The 17,154-nt window shown below is 55.6% G+C and carries 13 protein-coding genes; 5 read left to right on the top strand and 8 right to left on the bottom strand.

The window, feature by feature from the left end; all coding sequences use genetic code 11:
* Positions 1 to 8 precede the first annotated feature (8 nt).
* From KDN35_RS02080 to KDN35_RS02065, 4 genes are all read left to right on the top strand, one after another.
* Positions 9 to 1,721: a serine hydrolase domain-containing protein gene (locus tag KDN35_RS02080; RefSeq protein WP_212131966.1), complete on the top strand. Its 1,713-nt coding sequence runs from the start codon at positions 9 to 11 to the stop codon at positions 1,719 to 1,721.
* Positions 1,722 to 1,774: 53 nt separating this feature from the next.
* Positions 1,775 to 3,826, top strand: a complete 2,052-nt coding sequence (gene nagZ / locus KDN35_RS02075; RefSeq protein ID WP_212132046.1) for a beta-N-acetylhexosaminidase — start codon at positions 1,775 to 1,777, stop codon at positions 3,824 to 3,826.
* Positions 3,827 to 4,080: 254 nt separating this feature from the next.
* Positions 4,081 to 5,358, top strand: a complete 1,278-nt coding sequence (locus KDN35_RS02070) for a hypothetical protein (RefSeq protein WP_212131965.1) — start codon at positions 4,081 to 4,083, stop codon at positions 5,356 to 5,358.
* A 310-nt stretch (positions 5,359 to 5,668) separates the two neighbouring features.
* Positions 5,669 to 7,057, top strand: coding sequence for an aspartate kinase (locus KDN35_RS02065; protein WP_212131964.1), 1,389 nt, complete (start codon positions 5,669 to 5,671; stop codon positions 7,055 to 7,057).
* Positions 7,058 to 7,108: 51 nt separating this feature from the next.
* Here the strand turns inward: KDN35_RS02065 and KDN35_RS02060 are convergent, their stop codons facing one another.
* Complete coding sequence (locus KDN35_RS02060) at positions 7,109 to 8,341, bottom strand: MFS transporter (RefSeq protein WP_171564850.1); 1,233 nt, start codon at positions 8,339 to 8,341, stop codon at positions 7,109 to 7,111.
* Positions 8,342 to 9,241: 900 nt separating this feature from the next.
* Here KDN35_RS02060 and KDN35_RS02055 point away from each other — a divergent pair.
* Positions 9,242 to 10,495 carry an MFS transporter gene (locus tag KDN35_RS02055; protein ID WP_171564849.1) on the top strand — a complete coding sequence of 418 codons (1,254 nt, stop codon included), beginning with the start codon at positions 9,242 to 9,244 and terminating at the stop codon, positions 10,493 to 10,495.
* Positions 10,496 to 11,297: 802 nt separating this feature from the next.
* Here KDN35_RS02055 and deoD read toward each other — a convergent pair.
* From deoD to KDN35_RS02020, 7 genes are all read right to left on the bottom strand, one after another.
* Positions 11,298 to 12,005: a purine-nucleoside phosphorylase gene (deoD, locus tag KDN35_RS02050; protein WP_171564848.1), complete on the bottom strand. Its 708-nt coding sequence runs from the start codon at positions 12,003 to 12,005 to the stop codon at positions 11,298 to 11,300.
* A 150-nt stretch (positions 12,006 to 12,155) separates the two neighbouring features.
* Entirely contained in the window at positions 12,156 to 12,917 is a 762-nt protein-coding gene (locus KDN35_RS02045; protein WP_171564847.1) for a glycosyltransferase family 2 protein, read from the bottom strand.
* Positions 12,918 to 12,969: 52 nt separating this feature from the next.
* Positions 12,970 to 13,839, bottom strand: a complete 870-nt coding sequence (locus tag KDN35_RS02040) for a glycosyltransferase family 2 protein (protein ID WP_212131963.1) — start codon at positions 13,837 to 13,839, stop codon at positions 12,970 to 12,972.
* A gap of 228 nt (positions 13,840 to 14,067) precedes the next feature.
* Positions 14,068 to 15,297 carry a D-alanyl-D-alanine carboxypeptidase family protein gene (locus tag KDN35_RS02035; protein ID WP_212131962.1) on the bottom strand — a complete coding sequence of 410 codons (1,230 nt, stop codon included), beginning with the start codon at positions 15,295 to 15,297 and terminating at the stop codon, positions 14,068 to 14,070.
* A 50-nt stretch (positions 15,298 to 15,347) separates the two neighbouring features.
* On the bottom strand, positions 15,348 to 16,163 hold the full coding sequence (locus KDN35_RS02030) for a GTP pyrophosphokinase (RefSeq protein ID WP_171564844.1): 816 nt from the start codon (positions 16,161 to 16,163) through the stop codon (positions 15,348 to 15,350).
* Between the two features lie 142 nt (positions 16,164 to 16,305).
* Positions 16,306 to 16,623, bottom strand: a complete 318-nt coding sequence (locus KDN35_RS02025; protein ID WP_212131961.1) for a hypothetical protein — start codon at positions 16,621 to 16,623, stop codon at positions 16,306 to 16,308.
* Positions 16,624 to 16,754: 131 nt separating this feature from the next.
* A complete protein-coding gene (locus KDN35_RS02020) occupies positions 16,755 to 17,027 on the bottom strand; it encodes a hypothetical protein (RefSeq protein ID WP_171564843.1) in 273 nt (90 codons plus the stop codon).
* Between the last annotated feature and the right edge of the window lie 127 nt (positions 17,028 to 17,154).

Here is a 17,154-nt window from a genome sequence, read left to right as displayed (position 1 = left end):
AGTAGACGATGAACAAACGCGCCGCAATGATTGGACTGTGCGTCTGCTTGTCATGGGGAGCGTTCATACTGCCGACAGTTGCCGCCAAGCACGGCGAAGAGGCGCACTCGGCATTGGAAGCGCAGGAAAAAAAGACAAAGCCTGTCAAGCACCCGCTGTCTCATCCCTGGGACAAACCCGGCCCCTCCTCCGCCATCCTGCATCCGGGAGCACCTGCCGCCGCAGGGATGACGCCTGCACCGTTGCGAGAAATCGACTCATTCATTGAAACGGCAATCCAGGACGGCGTGATGCCGGGTGCGGTCGTGCTGATCGCCAGACGCGGGGTGATTGTCAAGGAACAGGCGTATGGCCATGCCGCCCGCTTCGCCGACGACCAGGGGACTTTGCTGGACCAACCAGTCGCAATGCGGACCGACACGATCTTTGACCTGGCGTCAATCAGCAAGCTGTTTACCTCCACCGCCGTCATGCAGCTTCACGAGCAAGGGCTGTTCCAACTGGATGATCCGGTGGCCAGGTACATCCCGGCGTTTGCGGAAAACGGCAAGGAGGACGTGACCATTCGACAGCTCTTGACCCACACCTCCGGCTTTGAACCATTCATTCCCCTGTACAAGATGGGGAACAGCCGGGAGGAGCGGCTGGAGATCGCTGTTCGCCATCCCCTTGTCAACAAGCCTGGCAGTGCGTACGTATACAGCGACCTCAACCTGATTGCACTGGGGGTGCTGGTGGAGAAACTGAGCGGCCAGCGCCTGGACGAATACGTCCGTGAGCACATCACCAAGCCCCTGCGCATGACGGATACGATGTACAATCCGCCTGAGCGCTTGCAGAAACGGACGGCGGCGACGGAGTACCAGCCCTGGACAAACCGGGAGCTGGTCTGGGGCCAGGTGCATGATGAGAATGCATGGGCGCTGGACGGCGTCGCCGGGCATGCCGGGGTGTTCAGCACTGCCCGCGATTTGGCTGTCTTTGCACAGATGATGCTCAACGGCGGCACCTACGCCGGAAAGCGGATTTTGTCCAAACAATCGGTGAAGCTGATGATGGAAAACCAGATCCCGGAATTCCCTGGGGACGACCATGGGCTTGGCTGGGAGCTGAACCAGGGCTGGTACATGGACGCGCTGGGCGACACCCGGACCATGGGGCATACCGGCTACACCGGCACGTCGATCGTCGTCAGTCCCAACAACGACACGATCTGCATCGTGCTGACCAACCGCGTCCATCCCACCCGCAACACCGTCTCCACCAACCCGGTTCGCCGGGGAGTCGCTCGTCTGGCCGCACTGGCGATCCCGGTGGACCTGCCCGGAAAGGACGGTGCCTGGTTTGCGGGGACAGGCGATGAGCTGGACAACACATTGACGGCAACGGCCGATCTGCCAGAAGGGGGACTCCTCACATTTGACACCTGGTACCGGATTGAAAACGAGAGCGACTTCGGCCATGTGGAAGCGTCTGTAGACGGCGAACAATGGACAGAGGTGGGGACTGCGCTTACCGGTGAAGGCGACTGGCAGACGGTTGCGTGGCAGCTTCCTGCTGGTACACAACAGGTCCGGTTCCGCTACGCTACTGATCCCAGCGTGAACGGCCGGGGCTGGTATGTGCTGAACCCGACCATTACCGACCCGTCCGGCAAGCCGGTTAAAACCGTCTGGAACCCGCTAGGCTGGACATACGAAGGCAAAAACAGGGGGAGATAATCGTGAAGCACAAAAAGCATGCAGGGCTGGCAATTTTCTTCGCGCTGCTGCTGATGTTCTGCCCGGCAGTGATTGGCGCAGACGCAGCGCCTGTGACTCCAGAAGGAGACAAGGTCGGCGTCACCGATTTGATCATCAGCCTGAACATCCCCGAGGCAGATGCGGTCGTGTCGGGCATGACGCTGCAGCTTCAGGCGCTGCATCTGTACGCGGACGGCCATTTTGAGCAGACGTCGCGCAAGCTGAGATGGCACTCCTCCAACAAAAATGTGGCCAGTGTCGATGCGCAGGGCACCGTCACGATAACCGGACACAACGGCAGAACCTTCATCTCCGTAACGGACGGCAAATTTGAGGATCGCATCGCCATTGACTACAAGGAAAAAGGGGAGCCGCAGGTACAGATCGTCAAACAGAAAGGGAAGCGGTACGACATCATCGGCAAAGCGATCGCCGGCATGACGCTGGAAGAAAAAGTTGGCCAGATGATGATGCCCGACTTCCGCAAGTGGAACGGCACCGATGTGACCCGCATGCTTCCGGAAATTGAAGAGCTGGTGAAGAAGTACCACATCGGCGGCGTCATTTTGTTCAGGGAAAACGTGGTGGACACCGCGCAAACGGTCCGTCTCGTCCACGACTACCAGCAGGCGGCGGAAAAATACGGACTGCTCGTGACGATCGACCAGGAGGGAGGCATCGTGACCCGGCTGCAGCAGGGCACCGACACACCGGGGAACATGGCCCTCGGAGCCACCCGTTCCACGGAACTGGCCCATCAGGTGGGCAAGGTGATCGGCAGGGAGCTTTCCGTCCTGGGCATCAACACCAACTTTGCCCCGGTCATGGACGTCAACAACAACCCGGACAACCCGGTGATCGGCGTGCGGTCATTTGGTGAAGATCCCAAGCTCGTGGCCGAGATGGGTGAGGCCTACATCAAAGGACTGCAGGAATACGGCGTAGCTGCTACGGCCAAACACTTCCCCGGCCACGGTGATACGGCTGTCGATTCTCATTTGGGACTGCCGGAAATTCCCCACGACAAGGAACGGCTGATGAATGTGGAGCTGTACCCGTTCAAGCAGGCGATGGAAGCGGGGGTGGACGCAATTATGACGGCCCATGTTACCTTCCCGAAAATCGACGACACCAAAGTCGTCTCCCGCAAAGACGGAACGGAAATCTCACTGCCTGCCACCCTGTCTCCCAAAGTGATCACCGGGTTGATCCGCGACGAACTGGGCTTTGACGGCGTGGTCTCCACCGATGCGATGGACATGCAGGCGATCGCCGACCACTTTGGTCCGGTGGACGCTGCCATTCGCGCGATACAGGCGGGCGTGGACATCGTGCTGATGCCGGTTGGACTGGAAGAAGTGACAAACGGTGTCCTGAAAGCCGTCAGCGACGGCACAATCAGCGAAGAACGGATCGACCAGTCCGTCCGCCGGATTATGACGTTGAAAGTAAAACGGGGAATTTTTAAAGCCGAGCAGCCCGCTGATGTACAGGACCAGATCGCCCGTGCCCTCGAGGTGGTCGGCTCGGCGGAGCACAAGCGGGTGGAAGCGGAAGCAGCCGCTCGTTCTGTGACCCTGGTTAAAAACGACGGGGTACTGCCGCTCAACATGGACGAAAAAGCGACCATTGCGGTGGTGGGCACCACGTATGTCGACGAACTGGCTGATGCCATCAGGAAACATCATGCCAACACCGTCACGATCAAGGTGACAAACAACACCCTGACTGACGAACAGCGAAAGCAGGTGGAGGAGGCAGACGCGGTCATTATCGGTTCCTACACGTTTGACGTAAAGGGACGTTCCTCGGACAACCCGTTGATGAAACTCTACCGGGAGATCAGCCAGCAAGCGGACACCCCCGTGATCGGCGTGGGCATCCGCAATCCGTACGACATCATGGCGTACCCGGAAGTGGATGCCTACCTGGCCCAATACGGCTTTCGCACCGCCAGCTTTCACGCGACAGCAGAGACGATCTTCGGTCAAAACGAGCCGACGGGAACACTGCCGGTCAGCATTCCGGACGGGAAAGGCGGTACCCTGTACCCGTTTGGTTACGGTCTGGGATACGATAGGTAAATCTCCGGTTCGGACGAATGGCCCGATTCGCTTGTCGAGTCGGGCTTTTTCACGTGGAAAGAGTTCGCTCCTAGATCAATTTCGTTCCCGTTGGTATAATATGGGTGTTTCGCGAAATGCTGAGCACGCTTGTTGCAATCCAGGGGGGAATGGAAAAGGTGTACGGTAACAGACGAACAGGAGTCATCCTTCTGGTCGTTTTGCTTCTAGTCCTGTTTGCTGTGAAACGATGGGACCAACCAGTCGATCAGAAGGTGATCAAAGTCGACAGGTGGGAGGAAGTCAAGCAGTATCAATATACCAAGACCCCTGGACTGAAACGGGCGGAAGAATTGGATCTTGTCCGTACCTTTGACATGAAGATCCCTGTACCCGGTACCGGCCGCACATTGTCGATCGACGAGATCTGGTACAACAGCAACCATGTTTTTTTCTTTACCAGCATTGACGTACCTTCCGGATTTCTGGGGGCTCTCCCCAATGAGAGGGAGGTGCCGATTGTCTCGTTTGTGATGGGGCTGCCGGGGGATCAGCAGGATGGACCGGGCCATCCGCTCTTTACCTTGAACTGGGAACCAAATGAAGGTGTCATTTACGACGGGCGGTTTTACAACCGCGCGACCACCAACCCGCTTTACAAGGATGGCATGACCGACATTTTGTCCAAGGTCGACGAGATCGTACTGCGGGATGTATCTGTGAGCATCGGGGGACAAACCATTCCGCTGCCTGATATTACTCTCCCCATTCGTTTTGACGTTCGCCAGGAGGTGACGGTCTCGGTACCGTTGAAGCAGGAACTGCACCCGATGGACCGCACGATCACCCTGGAGTCCCTGGAACTGGGCACGACGGTCAATCGGCTGTACTTTCGCTTCCGTTCCCCGGAACCACACGAACAGTTGAGCCATGTGTCCTTTACCCTGCATTCCGAAGCGGGAGAGGTGCGCGACTCCAACCTGAGCCGGATCGAAACAGGGCCAAACGGGCAGCATTACGTCGAATTTGAACCGTTTGACAAACGGCCGGCAAAGTTGGAACTGATCCTGCATTCGCTTTGGCTCGCGGGAGACGACCAAATCCATTTTTCGATTGATTCTGAATCATACGACCGCCACCTAAACAATGAAACAGACTCCTACCGTGAAAAAGTAGCGAAGCACCTCGCCACGATCAAAAACACCGATGTCTATCTGGATGAACTGTACTACGACGACAGGGGCATTTCCTTTTCCATTCGCTATGAGCATCAGGAAGCGGAGAAACTGCCTCGAATGCATCTGATTGTCGGAAAGCCCAACGATGCTGAAGTGGGGACCAATCGGAAACTGCCGCTGACGGTAACGGCGACAAACGAGCGGGGCGAGCCCGGTGAATACGGGCAGAGCGGCAGCGGTGAGAACACCTATCACATGTTTTTGGGCGCAGCATTTGTGCAGGCTTCCAAGCGCATTGACGTTACCGTTGACCGGTTGCTGTACGAGATAGCGGGGGAGTGGAAAACAGCATGTGAGGTGCCAAAAGGTGAATAGAGGTTCCGGGAAACGCTTGCCGGTATGGCAGGCGTTTTTACAATGGTTTGCGTATGGTTTGCGGCCAAACCGTGTTACTCTATGTCCATGTGGAATAGACAGTTGTCTTTTTGACGTAAATGGCGTAAGCTAAGAATTGACATCAGGGCCAATCGTCCGGCCGCGGCATCAGCCGCCATCGCGCAAAGGCGAAAGGGTGGCTTCCTCTTTCACGGCCGGCGTCGGGACCGCGGAAACATGCCATGAAAAGAAGAGAAGAAAGATAAAACCAGGAGAGATCACCTCACTAGAGGGATAGGAGGATCAGGAGATGAAGGTAGCAAAATTCGGGGGAACTTCGCTGGCCAGTGCCGAGCAGATCAAAAAAGTGTGCCAGATTGTGAGAGCGGACCAGGAGCGGCGGATCGTGATCGTCTCGGCGCCGGGAAAACGGCATCCAGCGGATACGAAGGTGACGGACCTGTTGATCGCTTATGCCCAACGCCGCCTGAACGAAGGCGAAGCGGAAAGCGAGAAGCAGGCCGTCATCGACCGGTTTGTGGAGATTATGGAGGGATTGGCGTTTCCTGCACAGCTTTCCCGCGAGATCGTGGCCGCACTGGAGGAGAGCCTGGCTGCGGCGCCCGTCGATCAGCCCGAACGCTTTGTGGACGCCGTCAAAGCATCGGGTGAAGACACCTGCGCCAAGTTGGTTGCGGCGTATCTGCGCCAGCTTGGCGAGCAGGCGGAGTACGTCAATCCACGGGAAGCCGGACTGTACGTAACGGATGAAGCCGGCAACGCACAGGTGCTCCCGGAGGCGTACGACCGGCTGCAGTCTCTTGGCCAGCGGCAGGGCATCGTCGTGTTCCCCGGGTTCTTCGGGTATACGCCGGACGGGGTTCTTGTCACGTTTTCTCGTGGCGGTTCGGACATAACAGGTTCCATCCTGGCTGCCGCCGTGAAGGCTGACCTGTACGAGAACTTTACCGACGTGGATTCGGTCTACGCGGTAAACCCCAACCTGATCGCCAATCCAAAAGAAATCCGCGTCGTCACCTACAGGGAAATGCGCGAGCTGGCCTATTCCGGCTTTACCGTTTTCCACGAAGAGGCGCTGCTGCCCGCATTTCGCGCCGGCATACCGGTCTGCATCAAAAATACGAACAATCCCGCCGCGCCGGGGACCAAGATCGTCTCCGGCAGGGAAACGAAAGACGCGCCGGTGGCCGGTATCGCCAGCGACAAAGGCTTTTGCAGCATCTACGTGAGCAAATACCTGATGAACCGGGAGATCGGCTTTGGCCGCAGACTGCTGCAAATTCTGGAAGAAGAAGGCATTTCGTACGAACACACGCCGTCCGGTATAGACAACATCTCCGTCATCTTGCGGGAACGGTTTTTTGACGAGGAGACGGAGTCGCGCGTCATCAAGCGGATCATGGACGAACTGCATGTGGATGAAGTCTCCGTCGAACGAAATCTGGCGCTCGTCATGATCGTCGGAGAGGGGATGAGGCGTTCCGTCGGGGTGTGCGCGCGAGCCACCACTGCCCTGGCAAACGCGCGGGTCAACCTGGAGATGATCAATCAGGGATCGTCCGAAGTGAGCATGATCTTTGGCGTCAAGGTGGACGATGCCGACAGGGCGGTGCTGGCGCTCTACCAGGAGTTTTTTACGGCGCAAAACGCTTGCCCGCAGCCGGCGGCTATCCGCTAGCGACAGTCATAAAAAATGAGGGGGAGTTCCCCCTCTTTTTTGCGTTTATCGTTACCCCTGGATTGGGACGTGTCCTTCAGATGCACGCCGCTCTTGTCTGCGGTCGTTCCCGATCAGTTTGCCTGATCTGACCAGTGCAGCCGTGACCAGCAGCGCCGCACCATTGATGAGAAACACCGCGCGAATCGGAATCAGTCCGCCCAAAAAGCCGCCCATCACGGGGCCGATCATGGTGGCCAACTGTGTGACGGACTGATTGAGACTGAACGCTCTGCCGCGAAACTCCGGTGCGGTGACGCTGACGATCAGCGCGTTGATCGACGGATAGACGGCTGCAAAAAAGAGCCCGTACACAAACCGCAGCACGCCGAAGCCGTACAGATGAGTGAAGAAAAACTGCAGGAGATTGCCAATGGCCCCGCCCACCAGGCCGATAAACAAAATCCTGGTATAACCGAGCCGAGTCCCTGCCGCTCCCCACCGAGGCGCGGCCAGCACCGTAGCGATGCCTACGGCGGAAAAGATGATGCCCGCGCTGAGCGACGCATCCTGCCGGGACGTTCCAAGCTGCAATACGTACACGGTCAGCAGCGGTTCCAGCAGCATGACGGACACGGTAACGATCATCGACAATCCCAGAACGGCAACAAACGGGCGGTTGCCCAGAGCGGTGCGCAGGTCGTCGCGTATGTTGGAACGCTCAGCGGAACGGTTTACATTGGTCTCTTTTGCGAAAAACGTGGCGATCAGCGCCGCCACCAACACGACGTACCCGGAGAAGAGAAACGCTTCCCGGGTGCCCCACAAATGGCTGACAAAGCCGCCCACGAGCGGTCCGACAATCCCTCCGGTGGCGCCGGCCGTCGACATGATGCCGAGCGCGTAGCCCACGTGTTTTTCCGGTGTGTTCGTCGCCACCAGGGCGATGGATGCCGGGACAAAACCGGCCAGCAGCCCCTGCAGTACCCGAAGCAGCAGAAATGTATACGGATCGGTGACGAAATAGTTCAAAAAGTACAACACGGCCAAGCTAAACCCTGACCGCATCAGCATCGGTTTCCGTCCGTACTTGTCGGCGAGCGATCCCCAGTAGGGAGAGATCAAGGCGCTCACCAGGAAGGTAATGCCAAACGAAATGCCCGACCACGCCTCCAGATGTTCATCGACGCCAAGAGACGTGTGGAGGAAGAGGGGCAGAAACGGTATGGAGATGGAGTACGCCGTGCTGCAAAAAAACACCCCGATCCATAGCACAACGAGATTTCGCTTCCAGGAAAACGTCATCTGTCGTCACAACCTTTGTGGAAAGAAGAGTTGCGTGATGCGATCATTTTAACATTGACTGACAAAAATGACTAATTGAGAAATTACATTGAATTGTTTCGGAAATGAAATTAGGGCGTACCACTCTTCGAAAATATTTCAAAAAACTGCTTGACAGTTGCCAATACCCATACTATACTTTTTCCATGTCAGGCAAAACGGTTTGTGCCTGGAATCCTGTAACAGGGAAACTTTGCGTAAGGAGGCAAGAACGATCATGGTAAGTGAATTCGTACAAACAGCCAAAACGAAAACACTTCCCGATCGTTCGATTGCAGCGTAGGTTTCTTTCGCGTTCCCTTTCCGTTCCATGGGATCAGGGATTGCGAAAGGCGAGCGGCACAGCCGGAACCATACATGCATGAACACAGACGTCGGGAAGAACCATGACGTCTTTTTGCGTTTGCGAGATGGCGGGGAAAGCCCGGCGTCTTCGTAATCCGCACGAGGCGTCAGATAACAACCTGGCGTCTTTTTGTGTTTGCGAGACGCTGGAGATATGTGCCGGCCTCTTTGTGCGCAGCGCGAGACGCCGGAATGATTAATGTTCCCGCGTCTTCGTGCACAGCGTGAGACGTCGGAAACGCCCGGCGTCTTTTTGCGCTTGACGAGGTGCCGGACACCCGCCATTCATGCATGGTAAAACCGCTGTCACATTTTACGTAAATCTGTGCGCTGCAATCGAATCAGTGGAGGGTTGCCCGATCAACGCAACAGGAGTGTGGAGAATGGGCAGCTGAATACCGGACCGGGACGCAACCGGACCACAGAGGAGTGATCGCCAAAACATGCGGCTGGACTTATTATCAGACATTTACATGTACATGACAAAAACACAAAAACAAAAGAAAGAGGGATGGTATGACAGCTCAAACGACTGCTAACAATTCGGCGGGAAATTTGTTCCGCAACCGGGTGGTACGGACCATTCTGCTGTCGGCGTTATTTTTGCAGATCGGCATCTGGGTCCGCAACTACGCTATTTTGCTGTACGTGATGGAGCAGACGAATGGGGACCCGATTGCCGTATCGCTCATCTCCGTGGCTGAATTTGCGCCGATTTTTCTGTTTTCCTTTATCGGGGGCACGTTTGCCGACCGCTGGCGCCCCAAGCGAACAATGATCTGGTGTGACCTGCTCAGTTCGCTTTCCATGTTTGTCGTGCTGCTTACGCTGGTGTTCGGCAGTTGGAAAGCCATCTTTTTCGCGACACTGGTCTCGTCTGTGCTGTCGCAGTTTTCGCAGCCGTCCGGCATGAAGTTGTTCAAACTGCACGTGCCGGAACAGCTCATTCAGATGGGGATGTCCATGTACCAGACGCTGATTGCACTGTTCATGATCCTGGGACCGGTTGTCGGTACATTTGTGTATCAGCATTACGGCGTCGGCGCCGCAATCGCAATCACGGGTGCAGCCTTCCTGCTGTCCGCTGTCGTGCTTGTGATGCTGCCGCCTGATCGCGACGTGGAGAAGCAGGATGAGAACACCACCTTCTGGCAGGAGATGAAGGCAGGCTTGCGCTATGTGCAGGGGAACCGGACGTTGACCCTCCTCGGCGGCTGTTTTGCTGCAGCGGGGTTTGCGATTGGTCTGACGCAGCCGTTGGTGGTATTCCTCGTCACCGAACGTCTCGGACTGCCGAAGGAGAACCTGCAATGGCTGATGGCCGTCAACGGCGTCGCCATGATCCTCGGTGGAGGAGTGATGATGGGCCTGGCGAAAAAAATTGCCCCGCAAAAGCTCCTCATGCTGGGGATGACCGTGAGCGCCTGCGGTTTCCTGGTGATGGGACTGTCGACTGAACTGTGGCTGACGCTGACGGCCCAATTCATCAACGGTCTGGTCATACCGTGCATCCATATCGGAATCAACACGTTGATTCTGCAAAACACCGAAGCATCGTTTGTCGGGCGTGTCAACGGCATTCTAAGCCCGCTGTTCATGGGCGCGATGGTGCTGATGATGAGCATCACCGGATGGTTGAAAGCCACATTCTCGCTGGTGACGATGTTCGAGGTGGCTACCGCGCTGTTCTTCATTGGGGTGGCGGTGATTCTACCGCTGCTCAAACAGCAGCAGGGAGGAGCTCCGCAAAAAGTCGTACAGCCGGAATAAAACGGAATAAAATAGGAATACAAAAATCGAGTCGTGTGAATACGCAGGTACCCAGTAAGGCGTACCTGCGTTTTTCATTCGTTCCGTTTTTATTGGTTCAAAGAACGCATGGACATGGCATAGGAATAGATACAGCGTACATGGTTGAAAAGAAGCATATTATCAGTTCATGAAATGGCATTTTCATGAACTGATACAAAAAATAGACAGAAAGCCATCCACAAGGCACCAGCTGTTCTCCATTTTTGGCGAACGATATTGTTCGTTCTTGACAACTTGCGTTTTGTATGGGCTTTGGCAACGTTGTCTATGCCAGGATGCTGCTTGAACCGCTAGCCAGCGACGAGTTCTTTGATGGAATATCATATAAAATATCCGACAACCATTGTGATGGTCGCATGTCTGTGTCTGATACCTTACTGATCGCATGTTTCCAATCAAGGACTTGTCATCGAGCTCTTGTCATGAGGATTGTCTGGTAAACGTCATCGGATGCTCATCGGATGATTATTATTGGATAATCATTGTTCGTGTCACTATTAGCGTTATTGCTTTGGAGTTTGCGACGCTGTCTGTATCATGGGATGCCTGCTGAGAACCGCCAGTACATGGCGATTCTTGAATGTTTATCAGTTTACATAATATATATTATCGGACTCAAAAGAAAATCGATCCGCTTCGCAATATCTTTCCGCTATAAATCGCTGTAAATAAAGTAAGAAGCTTTAGGAATCCGCAGAAAAAAGAATCCGCAGACATATTCGCCTGCGGACAAAAGTTCTTCCTCGATTGTGGCCGCGTGTTACTTCAGCAGCGCCGCATCCAGAGCCACTTCGATCATCGCGTTGAACGTGGTCTGACGTTCTTCAGCTGAGGTGGCTTCGCCGGTGAAAATATGATCGCTGACGGTCAGGATGGACAAGGCGTTGCGCTTAAATTTGGCGGCCAGTGTGTAGAGGGCGGCCGTCTCCATTTCCACAGCCAGTACCTGATAGCTGGCCAGTTTTTTGTACAGGTCCAGGCTTTCCTGATAGAACGTGTCGCTGGTGAACACATTGCCCACCTTCACGGACAGATTCCGGTCTTTGGCGGCCTGGTATGCCTTGTGCAGCAGATCAAAATTGGCCGTTGGCGCAAAATCAACCTGCTGGAAGCGCAGCCGGTTTGCCTGCGAATCGGTGGACGCCGCCATGGCGATGATCACGTCGCGCACCTTGATGTCTTCCTGGATGGCGCCGCAGGTCCCGACGCGGATCAGGTTTTGCACGCCGTATTCCTCCATCAGCTCATGGATGTAAATGGAGATGGATGGCACGCCCATGCCTGTCCCCTGTACGGACACCCGCTTACCTTTATATGTACCGGTAAAGCCCAGCATGCCACGAACGTTGTTGTAGCACACTGCATCTTCGAGAAACGTTTCTGCGATGTATTTGGCCCGCAGCGGATCGCCTGGCAACAGAATCGTATCCGCAATCTCATTGGCCTTTGCTCCGATATGGATGCTCATAAATCATCTGCTCCTTTTCTACTCCAGATTGTCCTACGAAGTAATCGTACTACAAACGACCCAATTCGCAAAGTATATCCGTTTACAGAACGAACCACCGCCGCCACCCCGATGAGGTGACAACGGTGGTACTGGCACACGGACAGTTTTTTATGTCTCAAACGGCAGTATGACATGCCGATCGCTGATGATCCTCGCCTTCTCCACGTGCGAAAACACGTCCCGCTGCCGAAACGGGTCTTCTAAACCCATCCGGTCAGAGTTCTTCACGTGTTGCACGTACTGTATCGCTTCCAGGTGATCGCCCAGGAGCAGCTCCTGAATTTTGGGTGAAAGTTTTCGGCGAAACACGTTCACACTCTCTGCCTGGACGACGACCATCCCGTTGGCAATCGCCATCGCCAGCGCTTTTGGCGGAACCATCAGACTGTCGAAACCAAGTGCGGCAGCAGCGCTTCGCTTCATCGCATGCGGTGCCGCGCTCAGTGACGAATAGCGCAGGTCGGGGCGGGACAGCATCCGGTTGAGATAATATGTCGCCATCGCGACGGCGTCCAGTTTGGCTGGCTGACGGTAAAACGGATTGGCGTTGTTCAGCGCGATGTCCGCCCCCCGATAGCAGGCGTTTGCAAATGACTGCAGCGACGCTGCGGGCACGACGTAGCTGCCATCAAGAAACAGCAAGACCTCCCCGCTGGCTTCCCCAGCGCCGATGGCCCTCCCGACGTCGCGTCCCAACTCGAACGGATAAACCACACAGGTGACCGGGTGACTCCAGACCATGTCCACCGTACGGTCGCGGCAGCCGTTGACAATCACAATGATTTCCTTGGGCCGCAGCTTTTCCACCTGCCGCAGGACCGCTCCAATCGTCTTTTCTCCATTGCTGACCGGGATAATTACCGAGAGCATCCGGCTGTTTCTTGCCAGCTGTTGGGGCGTTAGCTGCTGCCCGGATGATGGTTTAGCGCGGACGACGCGTTTTGGGCCCGGTTTTGCGCTGAGTCTTTTGTTTGGCTTTTCGAACGCCACGCCAATCCCCCCCTGTCGTCCCTCTCATCATCTGACTGTATACGGTCCGCAGGTGCAACTGCGGAGGGACTAACAGCAGATCCCGATGACGTTCGTGATCGTAAAATCCTGCCCGCTCTCCCCTTTCTCGCAGACAGGTGGCGATGGCATCCGCGTGATCGCTCAATTCAAGATCAACAGCTCTATCGTTTCGCCCGGCGCGTGAATTGTTCAGCCGCGCCGTATTGATCGGGCAGACTCTGGTAATCGCCAGACCTTGCAGTGCGGCTTTGACCAGCGCCCTGGGCGGGACAGCCAAATCCTCGAAGCCGATCCGTTCGGCCGCCTGCCGGCTCATGGCGTGCGGAACGGTGGTCAGGGAGCTGCCGGCCAGATCAGGCCGCCCCACGATGTGATTCAACAGCCGTCTGGCTTGGGTGACTGTTCCGTTATACCGACAGCCGGTGGAAGCGTTGAGCACCACATCCCATCCCTTTTTCACTTCGTCCACGTACTGACGAAGTTTGGAAGCCGGCACCAGACAGTCCGCATCGATGAACAACATGATGTCGCCTCTGGCAAAAAAAGCTCCTATGGCACGACCAACATCCTGACCGAGAGTGGGAACCGCTTCGATCACCTTGGCTCCTTGTTCCAGCGCCCGTTTGGGTGTGTGATCCGTCATGCCGCTGCATACGACGATCACTTCCGTTGAAGGGGACACACGCCGTGCCTCTTGGATGACCCGGACGATTCGCTGGGCCTCGTTTTGGACGGAAATAATCACGGACACTTCAGGTGCAGGACATGTCGTGCTGTCCATTGCGTTTCCCCCTTCGCAGGAATATCGGTTCTCATCCTACGATACGCCGGGAGGAGGCTAATGGACACGGCTGCTGTCACAGCTGTCCCTGAGCGGAATTAAAGGGCCGCATGTGCACCACCGATCCGCTCTGTCCCAACTCATGATCCCACATGCTCAGTGTTTGTTGGAAAGCGGTATTCCATACGAAAGAAGGACGCCCCAGTTGGGGACGTCCATCCTCAGGAATCAGGACCAATGCGCGCGGCGTGGCAGATGCCGCAGTCTCTCCCGACGGCGGCGGCGAGATCGCGCAACCGTCAGGACAAACAAAAACAGGTTTAACATCAGCCAGGCAAAGAAAATCGCGTATCGCGGCCATGTGGAATCCGCTTCCTTCTCCTTGGGTGCGGCATCCGCAAGCGCGGCGGCGCGAGGGGGATCTTTCCGCAGTAACGGCAGCGTCTGCGTCATCTCCCCTGCCCTGACCAGCAGCTGGCCGTCGGCAGTCAGCTCCGTTTGCGGCTCCGTCCCTTTGGGGACTGTGGCGTACAGATCAGTCTCTGCCTGATAGGTGACCGCAGGTGCAGCATCGTTGGCCGCCGCTTCCTGACCAAATGTTTGGCCGGCAGTGGCCACCTGTCTGGTCTCATAGTGGGCAAACCCATAGTCCAGCATGGCGGTCACGTCCTTGTAGGCGTATGCGCTGGACCCTGCTTTCATCGTGACCGCGATCAGTTCTGTTTCGCCGCGCTTGGCCGAACCCACCAGCGTGTGCATCGCCTGGTCGGTAAAACCGTTCTTGATCCCGGTCGCCCCTTCGTAATTGCGGAGCAGCTTGTTGTGATTAATCAGCTCCGTCTGCCATTCGCGACCGTTCCACGGCAGGCGGACAGTGGCCACGATCTCGCGGAAGGTCGGGTTTTTCATCGCATATTGGGCGATTTTGGCCATGTCTGCCGCAGTCGTATAGTGATTGGGATCATGCAGGCCGTGTGCGTTTGCAAAATGGGTCTCAGTGACACCCGCTTTTTCCTGCAAGTATGTGTTCAGCAGATCGGCGAAATGCTCGACGCTGCCGCCCAAATGCTCCGCGATCGCAGTCGCCGCGTCGTTGCCGGAATTCATCAGCAGCCCGTACTCCAGCTTGCGCAGGGTGACCTGCTCCCCTTCGCCCAGGTACACGCGTGTGCCTTCTTCGTAGCGAGCTCTTTTGGAGACGGTTACAATATCATCCGGATTGCCGTTTTCAATCGAGTAAATCCCGGTGGCGATTTTGGTAATGCTCGCCGGATACAGGCGAAGATGCGGATTTTTTTCAAACAAAATCTGACCCGTTGCCGCGTCAATCAGTATGGCAGATTCCCCGTAAATGCCGCTGGGTGTCAGATTGTCTTCCCCACGGGCGGATGCGGGCTGCACGTTGAAGCTGCACAAAACGCATGCTGCAACGAGCAGGTACGTAAGCAGTAGACGCATGGTTGTCGGTTCCTTTCTTTGTACTTGCGGGCATCAGCACGCGTGCTCGGCTAGCCCAGTCGCTTGCCCAGCAGATCGTGAATCATTTTAAATTTCGGATTGTCTTGAAAAGCCTGTTCAAAACCGCTTACATGTTCGCGGTACAACGCTGCCGCTGATTCAAAATCCTGCTTCACGTACAGCGAGAAGATTTCTTCCAGTTTTTCCTCAAGCGACGTGTTCACTTCGGGCGGCGTCAAAATCTCCTGGCGCAAGCTGTTCATCAAGACGTCCAACTGGTGCGTGATCACGGACGCCTCGTGGAGCTGCTGCATCACGTTTTCCGGGATGTTCCCGGCGTATTTGTAACGCAGCTCGTGTTCGTTCGTCGCCCAAAAATTCATGCCCAACGTACGAATTTGAATTTCGCAGAACAGCGTGATTTTTTCACTTCCGTGGTACACTGTGTAGGAAACGATCATGTGGATGCTGCGGTATCCGGAATCCTTGGGCGTTGCGATGTAGTCCTTGATGTCGTGGACTTCGATGTCCTCCCGCTCCTGCAACAGCTGCTGGACTTCACGCACGTCATCAATGTACCGGCAGACGATGCGCAGTCCGGCGATATCCGTAATCTCCCTGGCCACTCGCTCCTGCCAGGTGTCCTGCTGAAAATCGATCCCTCTTTCCTGCGCTTTCTTGATCAGGCTGTCAACCTTTTTCACCCGCCCGACGACGAACTCGATGGGTGAATAGCGGCCTCTTTTCAAAAAACCGTACTTGATGCCCTTCAATTTCAGCTTGAGTTCATCGACAGCCTGTTCGTACGGGGCCAGAAAATGAACAAGGTTGTTCAGCACCTTGTTGGGTACGTGTGTAGTACTCATGCAAATTCACCTCCATGTCACTCCCAGAGGAAAGGCGAATCTCCACAGCGGCTGCAGGTTCATATACGTGTTGTGAAATCAGCATGCCGCAGTGAAGATGGATGGGGACCTGTGAAAAAAACGGTGCTCCCCATGCGGCCGATTATCCGGCCGCGTCTGAGCCTGTCCGCAAGGCAATTTGCGGCTTTCCCGTGACGACGCGCTGACAGCTAAACGGCGTCGTCATACGGCCTTGGGGCAGGCATGAGATACGTATCGGAAAAATACGGCATCTAAAGCGGAAGTGTGCCGCGTTTATCTCTGTCTGGTCGGCATCGATTCGTTCCGTGTTGTGCCGCATCTGGTTCATCTGTGTGCTGACAGTCAGCTTGTCGGCGGCATTCGTGTTGGGGGCGATGATCAGGTTGGCGAAATGCTGCTTGTCCACCGACAGCACCAGGTACGCGCCCGGCTTTCGCATTTAAGGGAATGGAAATCCAATGACCAGGTATATGGGCGAGCAATCAAAATGACGCATTCCCTTCCATTTTCCAGTATACCAAAAGAATACGGGAAAGGAAAAAGAAAAAGAAGGCTAACCATCCAGCCTTCCTATTGTTCCTGCTCCGCCTGTCTTTTGTTGTAATCGGCCATCATCTCCATGATGGATGTCATGTTCGTCAGCATCTCGCTTGCCCGTTTTGTCTTCTGCGAGATGGAGGTAAAGTCAATCTTCCCTTTTTTTCGGTCCTTCCAGCGCCTGAACAGCTCCCCTGCCTTTTCAGGATTGGAGCGGATACTGGAGATGCGAGCAGCGTCCTGCATCAGCCACGCCTTGAAATCGGGATTGTCCCGCAGCAGGCGTTTTACTTCTTTCTTTTTCATTCCCGGACGTCACTCCTTTCCGTCAGCCATGGTTAGTTTGCCTGTTCCCTACACCATATGACTAGTCCCGGAATATGATTGTGTGTTTACACCGGGAGAAAAAGAAAGGGCGGGTACACCACGCACA

Origin of the sequence: Brevibacillus sp. NL20B1 (assembly GCF_018195675.1) — a bacterium.
Classification (GTDB): domain Bacteria; phylum Bacillota; class Bacilli; order Brevibacillales; family Brevibacillaceae; genus Brevibacillus; species Brevibacillus aydinogluensis.
Note: the sequence above shows the minus strand (reverse complement) of the source record. Positions and strands in the feature narration are given on the sequence as shown.

What these genes read in the sequence shown, in the direction of transcription:
- KDN35_RS02080 (WP_212131966.1), top strand. Translation starts at nt 9, where the DNA reads ATGAACAAACGCGCCGCAATGATTGGACTGTGCGTCTGCTTGTCATGG.
- nagZ (WP_212132046.1), top strand. Translation starts at nt 1,775, where the DNA reads ATGTTCTGCCCGGCAGTGATTGGCGCAGACGCAGCGCCTGTGACTCCA.
- KDN35_RS02065 (WP_212131964.1), top strand. Translation starts at nt 5,669, where the DNA reads ATGAAGGTAGCAAAATTCGGGGGAACTTCGCTGGCCAGTGCCGAGCAG.
- KDN35_RS02060 (WP_171564850.1), bottom strand. Translation starts at nt 8,341, where the DNA reads ATGACGTTTTCCTGGAAGCGAAATCTCGTTGTGCTATGGATCGGGGTG.
- KDN35_RS02055 (WP_171564849.1), top strand. Translation starts at nt 9,242, where the DNA reads ATGACAGCTCAAACGACTGCTAACAATTCGGCGGGAAATTTGTTCCGC.
- deoD (WP_171564848.1), bottom strand. Translation starts at nt 12,005, where the DNA reads ATGAGCATCCATATCGGAGCAAAGGCCAATGAGATTGCGGATACGATT.
- KDN35_RS02045 (WP_171564847.1), bottom strand. Translation starts at nt 12,917, where the DNA reads ATGCTCTCGGTAATTATCCCGGTCAGCAATGGAGAAAAGACGATTGGA.
- KDN35_RS02040 (WP_212131963.1), bottom strand. Translation starts at nt 13,839, where the DNA reads ATGGACAGCACGACATGTCCTGCACCTGAAGTGTCCGTGATTATTTCC.
- KDN35_RS02035 (WP_212131962.1), bottom strand. Translation starts at nt 15,297, where the DNA reads ATGCGTCTACTGCTTACGTACCTGCTCGTTGCAGCATGCGTTTTGTGC.
- KDN35_RS02030 (WP_171564844.1), bottom strand. Translation starts at nt 16,163, where the DNA reads ATGAGTACTACACACGTACCCAACAAGGTGCTGAACAACCTTGTTCAT.
- KDN35_RS02025 (WP_212131961.1), bottom strand. Translation starts at nt 16,623, where the DNA reads ATGCGAAAGCCGGGCGCGTACCTGGTGCTGTCGGTGGACAAGCAGCAT.
- KDN35_RS02020 (WP_171564843.1), bottom strand. Translation starts at nt 17,027, where the DNA reads ATGAAAAAGAAAGAAGTAAAACGCCTGCTGCGGGACAATCCCGATTTC.